This is a genomic window from Comamonas kerstersii (genome assembly GCF_008801935.1).
Lineage (GTDB): Bacteria > Pseudomonadota > Gammaproteobacteria > Burkholderiales > Burkholderiaceae_C > Comamonas > Comamonas kerstersii.
On the sequence record NZ_VZOT01000001.1, the window covers coordinates 242,898 to 260,503 of the forward strand.

The window sequence follows — 17,606 nt, forward strand, 5'->3', positions numbered from 1 at the left end:
TGGATCTTTTTTTGTTGCATCACGAGGTGGATTCGTTCAGCAGTGCCTGCACATCCTTGGCCAGCGCCTGTGCGCCCTGCCCGTAGCGGTGGTAAACGCGCAGCTGGCCCTTGGGGTCGTACACATACAGACCAGCAGAGTGATCTACGGTATAGCTGCCGGGTTGCTTGCCTTCCACCTTTTTGTAGAACACCTTGAAATCCTTGGCCACAGCGGCAATCTGCTCAGGCGTGCCGGTCAGCGCCACCATGCCGGGGTCAAAGGCCTGCGTATAGGCCTGCAGAATTTCCGGTGTATCGCGCTCGGGGTCGACAGAGATAAACACGCCCTGCACCCGGTCGCCCTGTGCACCCAGCAGTTCCTTGACTTCGGCCAGCTCCTGCAGCGTCGTGGGGCACACATCGGGGCACTGCGTATAGCCAAAAAAGACCACCACGACCTTGCCTGCAAAGTCCTGAATGGAGCGATGTTTGCCCTGCGCATCGGGCAAGGGGAAGTCCTTGCCATAGGCAGCGCCAGAGATATCCACCCCTTCCAGGCTGGTGGACTTGGGCTTGCAACCCATGAGCAAGGCCGTTGCAGCCAGTGCCGAGGCACTGAGCACCAGATTTTTCAGTACACGTCTTCTTTGCATAGCAGTCTCAGTCAAAAGCATCGCGGTTCCAGCCACAACCATAACGGCAAAAACAAAGACTGAGTCAGCCTGCCAGTTCTATGACCTGCCAAGCCGGCGCATGGACCGCGCCAGATCAAGCACTTTCAAGGCGTTGGCGTACGGCCTTGCTTCAGCATCGTGCGCATCTGGTCCAGCGAGACCGCGCTTTCGCTTTGCACCTTCATGCGGGGTGCAGGCTTGAGCGCATGGCCATAGACCACCTCAAAGGTCAGTGCCAATTGCCCACCGCTGCTGTCAAGGCGCAGATGCTCGCCCATGGCCGCATGCAGCTGCTCCAGCCACTGCCTGCCACGCAGGCCAGCAAAGCGCTGGGGGTGGAGATTGCGCCCCAGCTCACGCAGCTCCTGCAGCAGGCGCTGCGGTGTGGGGAAAGTCAGCGTGATGGTTTCCATGTCCATCACCGGCTCGGCAAAACCGGCATGCACCAGCATGTCACCCCAGTCGTGCATGTCCGTAAAGCTCTGCCCGGCCACGGGCCAGCCCATGCGCTCGTAGAGTGCACGCATTTCACGGGCAGTGTCCGGCCCCAGGCAGGAGAACATCACAAAGCCATCCACGGCCAGCGCGTCATGCCAGGCCTGGAGCATCTGCATAGGCTGCGCCTCCTGATGCAACAGCATATTGGCCCACAGCATGTCTACGCTGCCTGCAGGGGGCATGCCCACCACGGTGTGTTTGCCACGCAAACGTGCTGGGCTCCACCATGGCTTGGCCCAGTTGGCAGCCGCCACCGCCTGCATGCGTGGCGCCGTTTCCACCACATAGGCCTGGGCCTGGGGATAGCGCTCGGCAATCAGCGCATGCGTCTGCATGCCGCCGCGCACGGGCTGCCAGTCGCACCAGGTTTTGGGGGTATGGCACATCCATTGCAGGCGCTCCTGCATGCGCCGCCCGATTTCCTCATGCAGCCAGGGCGACTGCGCAGGGGCTGATTGCTGCCAGCGGGCAGCGGCGACGGGATCAATGGTGGGAGGTTGATGTTCAGACATGAGGCACTAGCAAAACCGCCCGTCCGTCATACGGCATGACAGAGACAGGGGCCGCCGCAGTATATTGATTTCATGCTGCAACGCTGGCCAGTGTGGTTCTTCCACTTTGTGAAATCTTTCCCGTCGCTGCCCAACCAGTGTCTGGTCTGCCGCTCATGGCCCAGTACCGATGTGGTGTGCCCAGACTGCCTGCAGCGCTTTGCACCTGCAGTATTTCGCTGCACCGGCTGCGCACTGGCCCTGCCCGGGCTCAGCCCTGAGCAGTCACGCTGCGGTGCCTGTCTGCGCAAGCCACCGGTGTGGCACAGCGCCCATGCCTGGGTGGACTATGGCTACCCATGGAGCCAGCTCATCCCACGCTGGAAGTTTGCAGGCCAGCCTGCACTGGCCGCCCATCTGGCCCGCTGGATGCGGGCACATGCCGCCATTGCGCAGCGCATTGCCGCTGCCGATGTGCTGATTCCCGTGCCGCTATCACCCATCCGCATGCGCGAGCGCGGCTATAACCAGGCCGCGCTACTGGCGCGGCATCTGGACGCCACCAAATGCCAGTTGCACAGCCTGCAACGTGTGCAGCACACCACCGCGCAAAGCAGCTCGACACGCGCGCAGCGGCTGCGCAATCTGCGGCATGCTTTTGCCGTGGCAGAGGCGCACCGGGCGCAGATCAGCGGTCAGCGCATTGTGCTGGTGGACGATGTCATGACCACTGGCGCCACCTTGCACGCTGCCACGCGGGCGCTGCTGCAGGCCGGTGCAGCACAGGTCGATGTGCTGTGCGTGGCGCGCACACCATGAGCGCAGGGAAAAGCGCAAAAGCGGACAATACGCCGCCATGTTTCATATCGTCCTCGTAGAGCCTGAGATTCCACCGAATACAGGCAACATCATTCGCCTTGCCGCCAACACCGGCTGCCAGCTGCACCTGATCGAGCCCCTGGGCTTTTCCATGGAAGACCGCCACATGCGCCGCGCCGGTCTGGACTACCACGAGTACGCGCGTGTGCAGCGCCACGCCAACTGGCAGGCGTTTCTGGATGCCATGCAGCCTGAGCGCAGCCGCATGTTTGCCATGACCACGCACGGCAGCCAGCCTGCGCATGCACTGCAATTCCAGCCCGGCGACTGGTTTGTGTTCGGTTGCGAAACCCGCGGCCTGGCGCCCGAGTTGCGTGAATCCTTCCCCACCACCCAGCGCCTGCGACTGCCCATGGTCGAAGGCCAGCGCAGCCTGAACCTGTCTAACGCGGTAGCGGTGACGGTGTTCGAAGCCTGGAGGCAAAACGGTTTTCTCACCCCCTCCGGCGAAGCTGCCCGCTGAAGGCCCATGCATCAAAGCCTGAAGCCCGGGCTTTGATGAGTCGGGATTTAATTAGCACCATTTATAGAACAGTGCGTATTGCGATATACGGCAATAAAAGCTGAACTCTGCAAGCATTTTTCCTCTCTATCAATTACGGCGAGCACGTTGCACGCTACTTTTAAAAAGATTGAAAGGAAAACACATGCTTACAATTCGCACCATTGGTGTAGCTATTGCCTTCTCTGCTGCCGCCACTGCTTTTGCCGGTGAACAAGTCCAGTGGCGTGCTGACGAACTCAGCACCGACAGCCAGCTGACCCGCGCTCAAGTCATTGCCGAATACCAGGCAGCCCGTGATGCAGGCCGCATCATGGATGGTGAACTCAGCGTGCCTGCGCCTGCTGTGACCACACAGCCACCTGTTGACCGCGCCAAGGTGCTGACTGAAGCCACCGCAGCACGCGATGCGGGCTGGCACACCATGGGTGATCGCTACTTCGACCAATTCTGATGCCCCGTGCCATCTGCGGCACAGTCCCGACGCTTGCAGCAACCGCCGTGCCCTGCCGGGTTCGGCGGTTGTCTGACTTCTCGCTCACCAAGTCACAAAGGCGCGCCGTAGCTGCGCGAAAGCGATTCCGCCACGCACACCGGCTTGTCGCCGCCCTCACGCTCGACCGTGACCTGCCAGGTGATCTGTACGCCACCGCCTTCCACGGTCTGTACCTCCTGCAGCGCCACCCTGGCACGTACACGGCTGTTCACAGGCACAGGCGCAGGAAAGCGCACTTTGTTCAGACCATAGTTGATAGCCATGGTCTCCCCTTCTATACGCACCGCCTGGCTGAAGAACCATGGCAGCAGCGACAGCGAGAGAAAACCGTGCGCAATCGGCACGCCAAACGGCCCTTGCGCCGCACGCTCGACGTCCACATGGATCCACTGGTGATCGCCCGTGGCCTCGGCAAACAGGTTGATCTGCTCCTGCGTGATGGTGCGCCAGCCGGTCACCGCCACTTCCTGGCCCACACAGGCACGCAGCGCTTCATAGGAATGGAAGATATGCATACCGCCCAATCTAGGCGGCATGGCGGCCATGCGTCTGTCTGTCCTGCGACAGGGGTTCTCCCGAAGTTTTCAGATAAAAATTGGCCTCCAGCGCTTATGCAGCAAGCGCTGACAGCTATATTTTTATCAAGCATGGCGCTGCACAAAGAACAGCCCCACCCCCACCAGCATCAGCACACCACCAAAGATACGGTTCTGCCAGCGTACGGCCTCAGGGCTGCGCATCCAGCGGCGCAGGGCACTGGCACTCGCTGCATAGCCGTGCATGACCACCGTGTCCACGCCCAGGCAGGTGACCGACATGATGAGCAGCTGCAGCCACAAAGGCCGCTGCGGGGCGAGGAACTGCGGCAGCACCGCCACCATGAAGATGATGCCCTTGGGATTGGTGGCATTGGTCAGAAAACCCGCCAGCGTGCGTTGCTGCCAGGAAATGGGCTTGGCCTGCAGATAGCCCACATCAATGCCATTGCCCACGCTGCGCCACTGGCTCCAGCCCAGATAAATCAGGTAACACGCCCCCAGCACTTTGACCAGCGTAAAGGCCAGGTCTGAAGCAATCAGCACCGCCCCCACGCCGCCGCCGGCAATCAGCAGCACCAGCAGCAGTCCCAGCTGCAGCCCGCCAATCGTGGCCGAAGTCTGGCGCACGCCGTAGGCCAGCCCATGGCTCATGGACAGCACGGCGCCCGAGCCCGGCGAAATCGCGATAAAGACACATGCCGAAAAAAAGGCCAACCACGTATGAAAATCCATCTTGCTGTCTGATGCTGCGCTGCAAAGCGCCGCATCTTACGCCCTGATCCCCGCTGGTTCGCAGGCCTGCACCCAGCATGCTACGCTGAGAGACATCATGCTTTTCAACCCGACCCAAGCCGACGTGCGCCGCTTTTTCTGTAGCGTGCGCAGCAAGATGAAGAACAACGCGCCCATGGAGGCGATCGAGACACTGGCCAGCCTCTGGATTGCCGAACACCCTGAGTACTTTGCGGAGCTGGACGACGTGGAAGCCGCTGTCCAGCGCAACTACGACCTGGAGCCCGAGCGCACCAACCCCTTCCTGCACCTGTCCATGCACCTGTCCATCAGCGAGCAATGCAGCATTGACCAGCCACGCGGCATCCGCCAGGCCGTGGAGCTGCTGGCCAAGCGCCGGGGGGATCTGCACCAGGCGCACCACGAAACCATGGAATGCCTGGGCCAGATGCTGGCCGACAGCCAGCGCAACGGCCATCCACCCGATGGCAACCAGTACGTGGCCGCCGTGCAGCGCCGCGCCACACGCGACTGAGTTCCAAGCCTGCCAAGCGCCCGGGGCAGCGCAGCCACTGAGACAGCGGCTGCCCCTGACGCCGTCACCCACGTGACAGCTGCCGCACCGCAGCCCATGCATGGTGCTCCCACAATTTGCCAGACATTGCATCCACTCACGTTCTCTGCACGCTCATGAAATTTCAAGGTTCTGACAATTACGTTGCCACCCAAGATTTGATGCTGGCCGTCAATGCGGCCATACAGCTGCAGCGTCCGCTGCTGATCAAGGGCGAGCCCGGCACGGGCAAGACCATGCTGGCCGAGGAAGTGGCTGCCGCACTGGGCATGCCGCTGCTGCAGTGGCACATCAAGTCCACCACCAAGGCCCAGCAGGGCCTGTACGAATACGACGCCGTCTCGCGCCTGCGCGACAGCCAGCTGGGTGATGAGCGCACCCGCGACATCCGCAACTACATCGTCAAGGGCGTGCTGTGGCAGGCCTTTACGGCCGATCAGCCCGTGGTGCTGCTGATCGACGAAATCGACAAGGCCGACATCGAGTTCCCCAATGACCTGCTGCGCGAGCTCGACCGTATGGAGTTCTACTGCTACGAAACCCGCGAGATGATTCGCGCCAAGCACCGTCCGCTGGTGTTCATCACTTCGAACAACGAAAAAGAACTGCCCGACGCCTTCCTGCGCCGATGCTTCTTCCACTACATCAAGTTCCCGGACGCAGACACCATGCGCCAGATCGTGGACGTGCACTTCCCCGGTCTCAAAGGCGAGCTGCTGACCACGGCGCTGCAGACCTTCTACGAAGTGCGCAATCTGCCGGGCCTGAAGAAAAAGCCTTCCACCAGCGAGCTGATCGACTGGCTCAAACTGCTGGTGGCTGAAGACATTCCACTGGATGCCCTGCGCTCACAGGACCAGAAAATCTCTGTCCCGCCGCTGGTGGGCGCGCTGCTCAAGAACGAGCAGGACATCAGCCTGTTTGAAAAACTGGTGTTCATGAACCAGCGCAACCGCTGATACGGCCCCGGCCATGCTGACTTGCCCCAATGTGCAGGCCCGGCATTTGCCCTAGCGTTACAGCCTGAACCACCACCTACTCTGGGAGATATGGAGCATGGCTTCTGCACAAAAACTGCTGCTCGAAGGTGTATCGGATGCGGTGTGCTTCATGCTGGGCGCACTCGCAGGCTACGGCCTGACGCTGGCGCTGGGCATGGACATTTTTGCCGATGGCTACAGCGGCTCCAGCATTGTGGGCATTGTCATCGTCGGTCTGGCAGGCGGCGCGGGGCTACACCTGGCACGTATCTGGCGTGAGCGCACGCAGGCCAGAAACGCCGCTTCACGCGAAGCTGACTAAGCCATGCTGCAAGCACACACACCACCTCAGCCCTCGCACGCCACCACCTCATTTGCCACGCCCGTACAGCTACACGGCTGGGGTGTGCAACTGGCCCCGCTGCGCATGGCGCACATGGCCGGGCTGCAGGAAGCAGCGGCTGATGGTGAACTCTGGAAGCTGCGCGTGACCTGGGTGCCCGAGCCGGAGGAAACCCGGGCCTATATCCAGAAAGCGCTGGACATGCAGGCACAGGGCACGCGCTGCCCATTTGTGGTGCTGCAAGCGGACACAGGCAAGGTGCTGGGCACAACCAGCTACCACGACATCGTGCCCGGGGCGCGGCGCGTAGAGATTGGCTACACCTGGTACGCCGCCAGCGCCCAGCGCAGCCACGTGAACACCGCCTGCAAGCTGCTGCTGATGCAGCATGCGTTTGAGACCCTGCAGTGCGGCGTGATCGGCTGGCGCACCGATATTCTGAACACCCGCAGCCAGCAGGCCATTGAACGCCTGGGCGCACGCAAAGACGGCGTGCTGCGCCACCACACCACACGCTGGGACGGCAGTGTGCGCGACACCGTGATGTACAGCATGCTGGCCGCAGAGTGGCCCGCTGCACGCCAGCGTTTGCTGCAAAAATTACAGCTGCTTGCGCCCGCCAATGCTTGGTTTTCAATATAAATTGCTTTAAAAACCAATATTTACCAGCGCTAGCAGCTTCTTTTTTGATATTGACCCATGCTGATTGACTTTTTCTACACCTTGCGTGCCGCCAAACTGCCAGTCTCGGTCAAGGAATACCTGATGCTGCTGGAAGCGCTGCAGGCCGGTGTGGTGGGCCCGCGCAGCAGCGATGGCTGGAGCCTGGACGACTTCTACTTCCTCGCCCGCACCACGCTGGTCAAGGACGAAAAGCACTACGACAAGTTCGACCGCGCCTTTGCCGCCTACTTCAAGGGCGTAGAAATGGTGACCGACTTCCAGAAAGCGCTGCCCGAGGAATGGCTGCGCAAGCTGCTGGAGCGCGAACTCACCCCCGAGCAGAAAGCCGCCATCGAGAAGATGGACTGGGACACGCTCATGGAGACGCTCAAGAAGCGCCTCGAAGAGCAGAAGGAGCGCCACGAAGGCGGCAACAAATGGATTGGCACGGGCGGCACCAGCCCCTTTGGCCACGGTGGCTACAACCCGCAGGGCGTGCGCATTGGCGGGCCAGGGCGCAACCGCAGCGCCGTCAAAGTCTGGGAGCAACGCGCCTACCGCGACTATGACGACACACAGGAGCTGGGCACGCGCAACATCAAGATGGCCATGCGCCGCCTGCGCAAGTTCGCGCGCCAGGGCGGCGAGCTGGAGCTGGACCTGCCGGACACCATCCGCAGCACGGCGGCCAACGCGGGCTGGCTGGACATCAAGCTCGTGCCAGAGCGCCACAACAACGTCAAAGTGCTGCTGCTCATGGATGTGGGTGGCACCATGGACGACCACATCCAGCGCGTGGAAGAGCTGTTTTCCGCCGCCAAGAGCGAGTTCAAGCACCTGGAGTTCTATTACTTCCACAACTGCGTCTACGACTTCATGTGGAAGAACAACCAACGCCGCTTTTCCGAGAAGTTCGACACCTGGGACATCATTCGCAAATACAACAAGGATTACAAGTTGATATTTGTGGGCGATGCCACCATGAGCCCTTACGAAATTTTGCAATCCGGCGGCAGCGTGGAATATCACAATGAGGAACCCGGCGCGGAGTGGCTGCAACGCCTGACCCACGCCTTCCCGCACCACGCCTGGATCAACCCTGAGCCTCAGGGTGTGTGGCAATACCGTCAAAGCATTGAGATCATTCGCCAGCTCATGGGCGGGCGCATGTACCCCCTGACTTTGAAGGGTTTGGAAGAAACCATGAGGCTGCTGTCAAAATAAATCCATGTCCAAGCCATCTCGCACAAAAACGCCGGTTCTTGTCCCGGCTTTTTTGTTGACCACCGCCTTGCTGCTGAGCGGGTGCTCTCTGCTGTCCAAAAACAAGGCAGGGGACATATTCCAGGAGCCGGAGAGCTTCACCATCGAGGTCGATGCCCCCAAGGACGTACGCGAACTGCTGGAAAAGTACCTGGAACTGGAACGCTACCGCCACTTTACCGGGCTGCGCCCCAGTGAGCTGCGCCGACTGCTGGGCGCTTCCGACGGCAATATCCGTAACCTGCTCGGCAGCATCGGCTATTTCTCGCCCACCATTGAACTGGAGCTGCGTGAACAGCCGCGCGACTCTGGCATTCCCCCCACAGTGATCGTCAAGGTCGACCCCGGCCCTGCAACCAAGATCTCCCGTGTGGACATCAGCTTCAGCGGCACCAATGCCGATGACCCCAAAGGCAGCTTCATACGCCGCAGCATTGAGCGCAACTGGGACCTGCCTGTGGGAGAAACCTTCAGCCAGTCTGAGTGGAGCAGCGCCAAAAACGAAGGGCTGCGCAGCCTGCAAAATCGCCGCTACCCCACGGCCCAGCTGCTCAGCAGCAGTGCCAACATTGATACCGACACCAACGAAGCCGAGCTCAAGGTGAATTACGAGCCTGGCTCGGCCTATTATTTCGGCCCTCTGGTAATTGAGGGCGTAGAGCGCTACAACCCCGCAGGTCTGATTCGTCTGGCGCGCCTGCCCGTCGGGCAGGTCTACAGCCAAAGCAGCCTGCTCGATGCACAACAGCGCCTGGCATCCAGTGGCTACTACGACTCCGTCTTCCTGACACTGGCTACTGAAGTGGCAAAGCCCGGCGAGGCCGAAGTGCACGCCCCCGTGATTGCCGAAGTGCGTGAAGCCAAGCTGCAAAAATGGGTCTATGGTCTGGGCTTCAGCACCGACACGGGCACGCGTTTTTCGATTGACCACACGCACAACAAAGACCCATTCCTGAACTGGCGTGCGGTCAGCAAACTGCAGCTGGACAAGAAGTACCCCGAGATTTCTACCCGTCTGACTTCTCTGCCCGACTACAGCGGCTGGAACTACTTCATTGGCGGCAAGGCTGCGCGCGAAAAGCTGGCAGACTACTCCGTCAACAATATTTCGCTGCTGGCAGGCCGCGGCAAGAGCGAAGACAAGATCGACCGCAACTACTACCTGCAGTACGACATGGCCAAGCCACAGGGCAACGATGACTTGCCCTCCAGCTCGGCGCTCACAGGTAACTACAGCTGGACGGGGCGCTACTTCAACAGCACGCTTAACCCCACCCGTGGCTATGGCTTCGGCATTGAGCTGGGCGCTGGCTCCACGCTCACCCCGGACAACGAACCCTTTGGCCGCATCAGCGCACGCTGGCTGTACTTCCTGCCGCTGTCCCGTGACGAAGAAACGGGCCGCCGCAGCCGTCTGGCGCTGCGCGCCAATGGCGGTGCCGTGCTGGCTCGCCAGGATGCCACCATCCCCGTCACCCTGCTGTTTCTGGCAGGTGGTGACAACTCCATCCGGGGCTATCGCTACCAGAGCATCGGTGCACGTACGGACAATGGCGCCCTGGTCGGTGGCCGCTACATGCTCACCGGCAGTGTGGCCTGGATACGCCCCATCACCGTGGCCGGCAACCACTCAGACTGGGAGCAGTCCTACTTTATTGATACCGGTACGGTGACCGACAACATGAGTGACACCAAGATCTACACCGGCATTGGCACTGGTGTGCTCTGGAAAAGTCCCGTAGGCCCCATGCAAATCGACGTGGCCTATGGTGTGCAAACCCAAAAAATCCGTCTGCACCTGCGTTTAGGTTTTAACTTCTGATTTCATGCCTGCAGCCCGCACTCCCCGCTCTCCATCCACCTCCTCGGGCCGCCGCTGGCTGCGGCGCATGCTGCTCGGCGTCTTCATCCTGCTGCTGGGCGTGGTCGTACTGCTGGGCACTGCCTGGTGGTGGTCAGGTCAGAGCCAGTCGCTGCAGCGCACCCTCGAATATGTAGAGCGCTGGCTGCCCGCAGACCAGAAGCTGGAAGCACGCGGTGTGCAGGGCACGCTGCGCAACGGCGGGCAGATTGACTGGCTGCGCTGGAGCAGCCCCACCATGCAGGTGGAAGTCACCAAGGCAGACATCGGCTGGCAGCTGCCGCCCCTGCTGTCGCGCACCGTGCATTTTGGTCAGGTGAACATGGAGCAGCTGCGCATCCAGAGCACACCAGGCCCCAAGGATGAAACACCCACCGAGCCCCTGCAGTCGCTGGAGCTGCCCGTGCGCATTGATCTGCCCGTACATATCGAGCAGCTCATCTGGGAAGGCCCTCCACAGATAGAAATCCATGCACTGGATGCCCTGTACCGCTACACCGGCAAGGAACACCAGCTGGACGTGCGCAGCCTGCGCTATGCCGATGGCAGCTATGAGGCACAGCTGCGCCTGCAAGGTGCAGCCCCCATGCAGCTGCAGGCCTCTTTGCAAGGCCATCTGCAGACCACACTGCCAGGCAAGGCAGAGCAAGCCCTCAAGGTTGAGGCTCAGGCCAAGATCCAGGGCACGCTGGCCACAGAGGCTGCCCGTCTGCAGATCACCGCCCAGGCCAATACCACCACCGTCAGCACGAGCACCGAAGGTGAGCAGCACTCAGATGCTGCACAGGCGGCCTCTACCGCAGACATTTCCGCCACCATTGCCCCCTGGAGCACCCAGGTGCTGGAGCAGGCAGATGCCACGCTGCAGCACATCAACATCGCCTGGTTCCTGCCCGATGGGCCGCAGACTGACCTGAGCGGCAGCCTGCAGGCTGGCCCCAAGGACAATGGCTGGGCACTGCAGGCCAGCGTAGAAAACCCGCTGGCTGGGCCATGGGACCAGCAGGCCTTGCCCGTGCGCAATCTGACCGCACAGGCACAGTTTGACGGCCAGCAGCAATGGACACTGGAGCAGGCGCGTATCGACCTTGGCCCCAAAGGCCCGGCCCACGTACAGGCGCAGGGACAGTTCAATACCAGCAGCCAGGTGTTTGAAGGCCAGGTGCAGTTTGCGGAGATCAACCCCGCACTGCTCTACAGCACACTGGACAGCGCCCCCCTGTCTGGCAGCCTGCAGGCCCACAGCGACACCAGCCAGCAGGTGCAGTTCAAGCTGGACCTGAAGGCCCCTGACGCCCGCCAGCGCGGCGCTCTGCATCTGGGTGCTGCGCGTGCGGAAGGCAGCTGGCAAGCACCAGAGCTGCAGGTGCGCCAGCTGTATCTGCAAGCCCTGCAGACCACACTGCAAAGCCCCAGCGTCCGCTTTAACACCGACACCCAGCACATCGAAGGCAAGCTGCAGGCCCAGCTGCCCGGCGCACAGGCAGATCTGGCACTGAACACCAGCCCCACCGAAGGCCAGGGCCAGCTGCAGCTGAACATCCAGGCCGTGCAGACGCTAACGCAGTGGCTGGAGCAACTGACCGGCATGCACGACCTGCTCGGTGGTGCCAGCCTGCAAGGCCATGCCCAGGCCAAACTGCAATGGAAAGGCGGCTGGGGCAAGCTGCAGCAACGGCTGCAGAACCCTGCTGCTGCCCGCGAAGCCAGCCAGATGCACCTGAACGCACAGCTGCAGGTGCCACAGCTGAGCTACCAGAGCGCTGATGGCTCAACCTCCAGCCTGGCAGATTTCAAGCTCACACTGGATGGCAGCCCTGAATCCCTGCAGACCGAGCTGAGCGCACAGGCCAAGGTCGGCAATGAAAGCCTGCGCCTGCAGACCACGGCCGTGCTGGGCCTGCAGCAAGCAGCCAAAGCCCATCCCCTGGACTGGTATGCCCGCATCAACCAGCTGCAGGCACAGTGGCAGACACCCAGCGACGCCACGCCCTGGAAAGCGCAGCTGGCAGAGCCACTGAGCATCCAGCAGCGCACCACCGGCAACCCTACGCAGACCACCAGCATCGAAACCAGCGCGGGCAAGCTCACCGTACAGCCCCCAGCACATGCCGGTGAAGCTGCGGCCTATGCCGTCTGGGAACCCGTCCTCCTGCGCCAGAGTGCGCAGGGCAACTGGGCCATCCGCAGCAAGGGCAGCCTGCACGATCTGCCCATGATGTGGGCCGATGTGCTGAACCCCGACCACCCACCGCTGGCCGCCATCGGCATCAGCGGCGATCTGCTGTTCAAGGGCGAATGGGATGTAGACACCACTGGCGGCAAGCTGCGCGCCCATGCCCTGGTCGAACGCGCCAGCGGCGACATCCGCTTCACCGCCGAAGACAGCAATGCAGCCAACGTCACCATCATCCGCAGCTCTGGCGCCAGTGAGCAGCGCAGCCCCAACTCCACCCAGGTACAGTCACGCGCCTTCACGGCTGGCCGTGGCGTTCGCGCACGCGTGCAGGAGATGCGCGTGCTGTTCGATGCGAATGACAAAGACGTGCGCGCCCAGCTGCACTGGAGTACCGAGCGCGCCGGACAGATTCATGCAGACATCCGCAGCAAGGTGCAAACCACATCTGCTGGCATTGTCTGGCCGGACAGTGCACCACTGTCAGGCACCATCGATGCCGCGCTGCCCAACCTGGGCGTCTGGGCCTTTTTTGCACCACCCGGCTGGCGTGTCTCTGGCAGCCTCATGGCAGACCTTGACCTGTTCGGCACCCGCAAGGCCCCCGACTGGCGCGGCAAGATCGAGGCAGACAAGCTCAGCGTGCAGTCCCTGCTCGATGGCGTTGACCTCAAAGATGGCTACCTGCGCGCCACGCTGCAGGGCTCACGCATCAACATCACCGACATCTATCTGCAAGGCGGAGAAGGCAGCAGCACCCGCATCACCGGCCAAAGCGGCAACCTGACGAAAGCGCCCAAGAGCGGCGGCACACTCAAAGGCTCTGGCGTCATTGAATATGACCCACTGGCTCCGGAAGGCAGCTCCGGCCTGCGCATGGACCTGCGCGCCGTAGCTGACCACCTGCAGGTACTGGTGCGTGCAGACCGCCAGCTCAGCGTCAGTGGCGACCTGAAGGCCCTGCTGGAGCAAGGTCAGTTCACACTGGATGGCAAGCTCACCATTGATCGCGCAGCCATCATTCTGGCCAGCGACTCAGCCCCCAGCCTGGGGGATGACGTGCACATCACCTCGGCCGCTACCCGCAAGGCCACAGCAGAAAAAGCCGCCCGCGAAGCCGCCCAGGCCAGAGGCTCCGTGCAAGTCAGCAAGCCACCGATCCTGCATGTGCAGCTGAATCTGGGTGATGACTTCGCGCTGCAGGGCTACGGCATCACCACACGCCTGAAGGGCGAACTCAGTATTTCCGGTGGGCCTCGCATCACCGGGGAAATTCACACCGTCAATGGCCGCTACCGCGCATGGGGACAGCTGATGGACGTGGAAAAAGGCACGATCCGCTTCAACGGCCCCTATGACAACCCGGCGCTGGACATCGTGGCCATTCGCCCCAACATCGACGTGCGTGCCGGCGTCAAGGTCACAGGCAGCGCCAACAACCCGCGCATCACCCTGTTCTCTGACCCAGAGATGTCCGATGCGGAAAAGCTCTCCTGGATTGTCATGGGCCGCGGTGCCTCGGGCGGTGGTGCGGAATCGGCACTGCTGCAACAGGCCGCACTGGCCATGCTCAGCGGTGGTGGCAGCGGCGGCAACTTTGCCTCCCAGCTGGGCTTTGACGAAATTGGCTTCAGCGGCCCCAGCGAAGACGGCGAACGCGGCGCAGCACTGACCGTGGGCAAGCGCCTGTCCAAGGACCTGTATGTGGCCTATGAACAAAGCCTGAACGGCGCCATGGGCACGCTGTTTATCTTCTACGACCTCTCACGCCGCCTGACGCTGCGCGCCCAGACTGGCGAAAACAGCGCGGTCGATCTGATCTACACCCGGGTCAAGGATTGATCGCTGACGCACAAACTTGGCTGGCAGCAGGCCCACGGCATTTACAATACCGCCCTGATCCTGCTGCAGCCAAGCTGCTGCACAGCATCAACTGCGCCGATGTCCCGGTAGTTCAATGGATAGAACAATTTCCTCCTAAGAAATAGATACAGGTTCGATTCCTGTCCGGGATACCAGCCACATCTTTATCTCCAGCCCTGCCTTTATGCGCAACGCGCCCTGACGCTGTAGGCCTTTAGGCTTTTGTACCGCAGCAGCTCTTGCTTCCCCCCTCTACCAACACCTCCCACATTTAGATTGCTATGACCAGCTTTGCCCACCCATCAGCAAAGCCTCTATTACCAATCAATCATTTCCGAACTGCCTGTGCGGCAGCGAACTTACGAATGATGGCGTGGCTGGCGACTGGGCTTTTCTGAGCTGCCTGTGCGGCAGCGAACTACCTCTTCACCGCAAAGGATGAGGCACTATTTTTCTGAGCTGCCTGTGCGGCAGCGAACGAAAAGCAGGTGCATGCCTTAAAACGCCAAGAGTTTCTGAGCTGCCTGTGCGGCAGCGAACAGGGCAACGCAGGCAGCAGCGAGGTTGTTGATTTTCTGAGCTGCCTGTGCGGCAGCGAACGCTTGGCGCAGTCGCTGCACTGGGCACGGCGTTTTCTGAGCTGCCTGTGCGGCAGCGAACTTTTTTGCTGTTGTGGTCGTTGTTGTTGTCTGTTTCTGAGCTGCCTGTGCGGCAGCGAACCTGATTATTTTTTGGGGAAATATACTGGTAAATTTCTGAGCTGCCTGTGCGGCAGCGAACTATTACGGGCCGTTCTCGCGCCCATTCCGTGCTTTCTGAGCTGCCTGTGCGGCAGCGAACGTGCCAACGCCTGTGACGGTCGCACTGTTGTTTTTCTGAGCTGCCTGTGCGGCAGCGAACGTCGTATTCGGGTAGGTCGTTGGCGTCGATCATTTCTGAGCTGCCTGTGCGGCAGCGAACGTGTATGAGAAAGGTGCTCAGCTCTTTGGTGATTTCTGAGCTGCCTGTGCGGCAGCGAACCAGTACCTCGGCGGCAAGGGCCTGCCGGTCACTTTCTGAGCTGCCTGTGCGGCAGCGAACTCTCCTGTCCGTTGCTGCCAGTCACGCCAAGATTTCTGAGCTGCCTGTGCGGCAGCGAACTACGCCGGAATCCTCGCAGTCACCGGGTGCGATTTCTGAGCTGCCTGTGCGGCAGCGAACCATGTCTTCGACGGTGTAGCCGAGCGATTTAATTTCTGAGCTGCCTGTGCGGCAGCGAATGCTTCTTGAGACTGCTGCATCCACCACTGGATTTTCTGAGCTGCCTGTGCGGCAGCGAACGAGGGGATGACGTCATGCTTGGCGATGTGCTGTTTCTGAGCTGCCTGTGCGGCAGCGAACATTCCCGCGTAGCGATACGCGAGTTCACTGCTTTTCTGAGCTGCCTGTGCGGCAGCGAACAAGAAAAGTGGCCACAAGTGAAGTTGATAGCATTTCTGAGCTGCCTGTGCGGCAGCGAACATTCTTCGCGGGCGTAGCCCTCGGAACCGAACTTTCTGAGCTGCCTGTGCGGCAGCGAACCTACGCCACCGCGCTGCATGAGCTGGGCCACTTTTCTGAGCTGCCTGTGCGGCAGCGAACCTGGTGAGCGAATCGCTACGCAGCGTGCAGAATTTCTGAGCTGCCTGTGCGGCAGCGAACGCAATGAGCCAGCCCTGATCTGCTGTGAGTGATTTCTGAGCTGCCTGTGCGGCAGCGAACCTCCGGCGGCGGCTGTGCGCTCGTCGATGACTTTTCTGAGCTGCCTGTGCGGCAGCGAACGTTCTCGGCCGTCCTGTGACGGGCGTGGACGATTTCTGAGCTGCCTGTGCGGCAGCGAACGCCTTAAAGAACTGGGCGCAGATTCGTTTCGATTTCTGAGCTGCCTGTGCGGCAGCGAACAAGACGACCTTGCGGCGCTTCGGCTTGGTCTGTTTCTGAGCTGCCTGTGCGGCAGCGAACATCTGCGCACATGGGTTGCGAAAGATGGCTAATTTCTGAGCTGCCTGTGCGGCAGCGAACGTGGTGACTTATCAGGGCCACGCCGCAGAAGTGTTTCTGAGCTGCCTGTGCGGCAGCGAACTGGTAGGGCTGATCCTGCACGCGCTCTACAATTTCTGAGCTGCCTGTGCGGCAGCGAACATTTTTGCCGCCCGTGGCAGCAAACCCATTGTTTTCTGAGCTGCCTGTGCGGCAGCGAACCTGATCGGCCGCCTCGGCGGCCTGCCGGGCACTTTCTGAGCTGCCTGTGCGGCAGCGAACCGCATCTACATTGCGACCGACGATGACCAAGAGTTTCTGAGCTGCCTGTGCGGCAGCGAACGAATTGCATGGAAAGATCACCCGCTTGGACTTTTTCTGAGCTGCCTGTGCGGCAGCGAACGTTCGTTCCATTCGCGCCGGGCCGCCAAATATTTTCTGAGCTGCCTGTGCGGCAGCGAACGTTCTATAGCTTCTGCCCTTACTCGTGGCTCTTTTCTGAGCTGCCTGTGCGGCAGCGAACCCGACTTTTACTATTCGGAAAAAAGCCGTGAATTTCTGAGCTGCCTGTGCGGCAGCGAACGTGCGTCGGTTGTCGGAGCTGCTGCCGGTGTTTTTCTGAGCTGCCTGTGCGGCAGCGAACATTGAAGCCTCAAAACTACGCCGTTATCCATTTTTCTGAGCTGCCTGTGCGGCAGCGAACTCTGACCGGCAACCACAATCCCGGTACTGTCATTTCTGAGCTGCCTGTGCGGCAGCGAACAAACAGGACTGGTGCCCCAAGCTGGAAAGCGTTTTCTGAGCTGCCTGTGCGGCAGCGAACCCATCTTTGGCTTGCCTTCTTCGTCACGAATTTTTCTGAGCTGCCTGTGCGGCAGCGAACTATTACGGGCCGTTCTCGCGCCCATTCCGTGCTTTCTGAGCTGCCTGTGCGGCAGCGAACGAGAAGGCATCACCAGAAGAACGGGCAAAGCTTTTCTGAGCTGCCTGTGCGGCAGCGAACACTAAGCGAACGGCTGGGGACTGCACACGACCTTTCTGAGCTGCCTGTGCGGCAGCGAACGCTGCAATGTTGAGGTTGTAAAAGGTGCAG

14 protein-coding genes, 1 tRNA gene and 1 CRISPR repeat array (1 of these 16 only partly in view) are annotated in these 17,606 nt (G+C 61.1%); of the genes, 11 read left to right on the forward strand and 4 right to left on the reverse strand.

Going from position 1 to position 17,606, the window contains the following annotated elements:
• Positions 1 to 19: 19 nt before the first annotated feature.
• Positions 20 to 634, reverse strand: coding sequence for an SCO family protein (locus F7P80_RS01200; RefSeq protein WP_054065740.1), 615 nt, complete (start codon positions 632 to 634; stop codon positions 20 to 22).
• Positions 635 to 759: 125 nt separating this feature from the next.
• Positions 760 to 1,665 (reverse strand): class I SAM-dependent methyltransferase, encoded by a 906-nt coding sequence (locus F7P80_RS01205; protein WP_151042193.1) that lies wholly within the window; start codon positions 1,663 to 1,665, stop codon positions 760 to 762.
• A gap of 72 nt (positions 1,666 to 1,737) precedes the next feature.
• Between F7P80_RS01205 and F7P80_RS01210 the strand changes: the two genes are divergently transcribed.
• From F7P80_RS01210 to F7P80_RS01220, 3 genes are all read left to right on the forward strand, one after another.
• Positions 1,738 to 2,463 carry a ComF family protein gene (locus F7P80_RS01210; protein ID WP_151042195.1) on the forward strand — a complete coding sequence of 242 codons (726 nt, stop codon included), beginning with the start codon at positions 1,738 to 1,740 and terminating at the stop codon, positions 2,461 to 2,463.
• 37 nt (positions 2,464 to 2,500) lie between these two features.
• Positions 2,501 to 2,986: a tRNA (uridine(34)/cytosine(34)/5-carboxymethylaminomethyluridine(34)-2'-O)-methyltransferase TrmL gene (trmL, locus tag F7P80_RS01215; protein ID WP_151042197.1), complete on the forward strand. Its 486-nt coding sequence runs from the start codon at positions 2,501 to 2,503 to the stop codon at positions 2,984 to 2,986.
• 184 nt (positions 2,987 to 3,170) lie between these two features.
• Positions 3,171 to 3,479 (forward strand): DUF4148 domain-containing protein, encoded by a 309-nt coding sequence (locus tag F7P80_RS01220; RefSeq protein ID WP_151042199.1) that lies wholly within the window; start codon positions 3,171 to 3,173, stop codon positions 3,477 to 3,479.
• Positions 3,480 to 3,571: 92 nt separating this feature from the next.
• On the opposite strand, the gene F7P80_RS01225 is transcribed toward F7P80_RS01220, so the two are convergent.
• Complete coding sequence (locus tag F7P80_RS01225; protein ID WP_054065758.1) at positions 3,572 to 4,036, reverse strand: MaoC family dehydratase; 465 nt, start codon at positions 4,034 to 4,036, stop codon at positions 3,572 to 3,574.
• 126 nt (positions 4,037 to 4,162) lie between these two features.
• Positions 4,163 to 4,792, reverse strand: coding sequence for a LysE family translocator (locus F7P80_RS01230; RefSeq protein WP_054065745.1), 630 nt, complete (start codon positions 4,790 to 4,792; stop codon positions 4,163 to 4,165).
• A gap of 97 nt (positions 4,793 to 4,889) precedes the next feature.
• Here F7P80_RS01230 and F7P80_RS01235 point away from each other — a divergent pair, with 97 nt between their 5' ends.
• From F7P80_RS01235 to F7P80_RS01270, 8 genes are all read left to right on the forward strand, one after another.
• A complete protein-coding gene (locus F7P80_RS01235) occupies positions 4,890 to 5,327 on the forward strand; it encodes a DUF1841 family protein (RefSeq protein ID WP_151042201.1) in 438 nt (145 codons plus the stop codon).
• 155 nt (positions 5,328 to 5,482) lie between these two features.
• Positions 5,483 to 6,325 (forward strand): AAA family ATPase, encoded by an 843-nt coding sequence (locus F7P80_RS01240; protein ID WP_054065746.1) that lies wholly within the window; start codon positions 5,483 to 5,485, stop codon positions 6,323 to 6,325.
• A gap of 97 nt (positions 6,326 to 6,422) precedes the next feature.
• Positions 6,423 to 6,668: a hypothetical protein gene (locus tag F7P80_RS01245; RefSeq protein WP_054065747.1), complete on the forward strand. Its 246-nt coding sequence runs from the start codon at positions 6,423 to 6,425 to the stop codon at positions 6,666 to 6,668.
• A 3-nt stretch (positions 6,669 to 6,671) separates the two neighbouring features.
• Positions 6,672 to 7,331 (forward strand): GNAT family N-acetyltransferase, encoded by a 660-nt coding sequence (locus F7P80_RS01250; RefSeq protein ID WP_058880298.1) that lies wholly within the window; start codon positions 6,672 to 6,674, stop codon positions 7,329 to 7,331.
• A gap of 57 nt (positions 7,332 to 7,388) precedes the next feature.
• On the forward strand, positions 7,389 to 8,576 hold the full coding sequence (locus F7P80_RS01255; protein ID WP_058880297.1) for a vWA domain-containing protein: 1,188 nt from the start codon (positions 7,389 to 7,391) through the stop codon (positions 8,574 to 8,576).
• A gap of 55 nt (positions 8,577 to 8,631) precedes the next feature.
• Complete coding sequence (locus F7P80_RS01260; RefSeq protein ID WP_428840843.1) at positions 8,632 to 10,437, forward strand: autotransporter assembly complex protein TamA; 1,806 nt, start codon at positions 8,632 to 8,634, stop codon at positions 10,435 to 10,437.
• Between the two features lie 4 nt (positions 10,438 to 10,441).
• The gene (locus F7P80_RS01265) at positions 10,442 to 14,494 is read left to right on the forward strand and encodes a translocation/assembly module TamB domain-containing protein (RefSeq protein WP_151042205.1); all 4,053 of its coding nucleotides are present in this window, start codon (positions 10,442 to 10,444) and stop codon (positions 14,492 to 14,494) included.
• A 101-nt stretch (positions 14,495 to 14,595) separates the two neighbouring features.
• Positions 14,596 to 14,670: transfer RNA gene (locus F7P80_RS01270), tRNA-Arg, on the forward strand.
• Between the two features lie 176 nt (positions 14,671 to 14,846).
• Positions 14,847 to 17,606: direct repeats of the CRISPR family, unit length 28 nt; unit sequence TTTCTGAGCTGCCTGTGCGGCAGCGAAC; it runs 389 nt beyond the window's last position.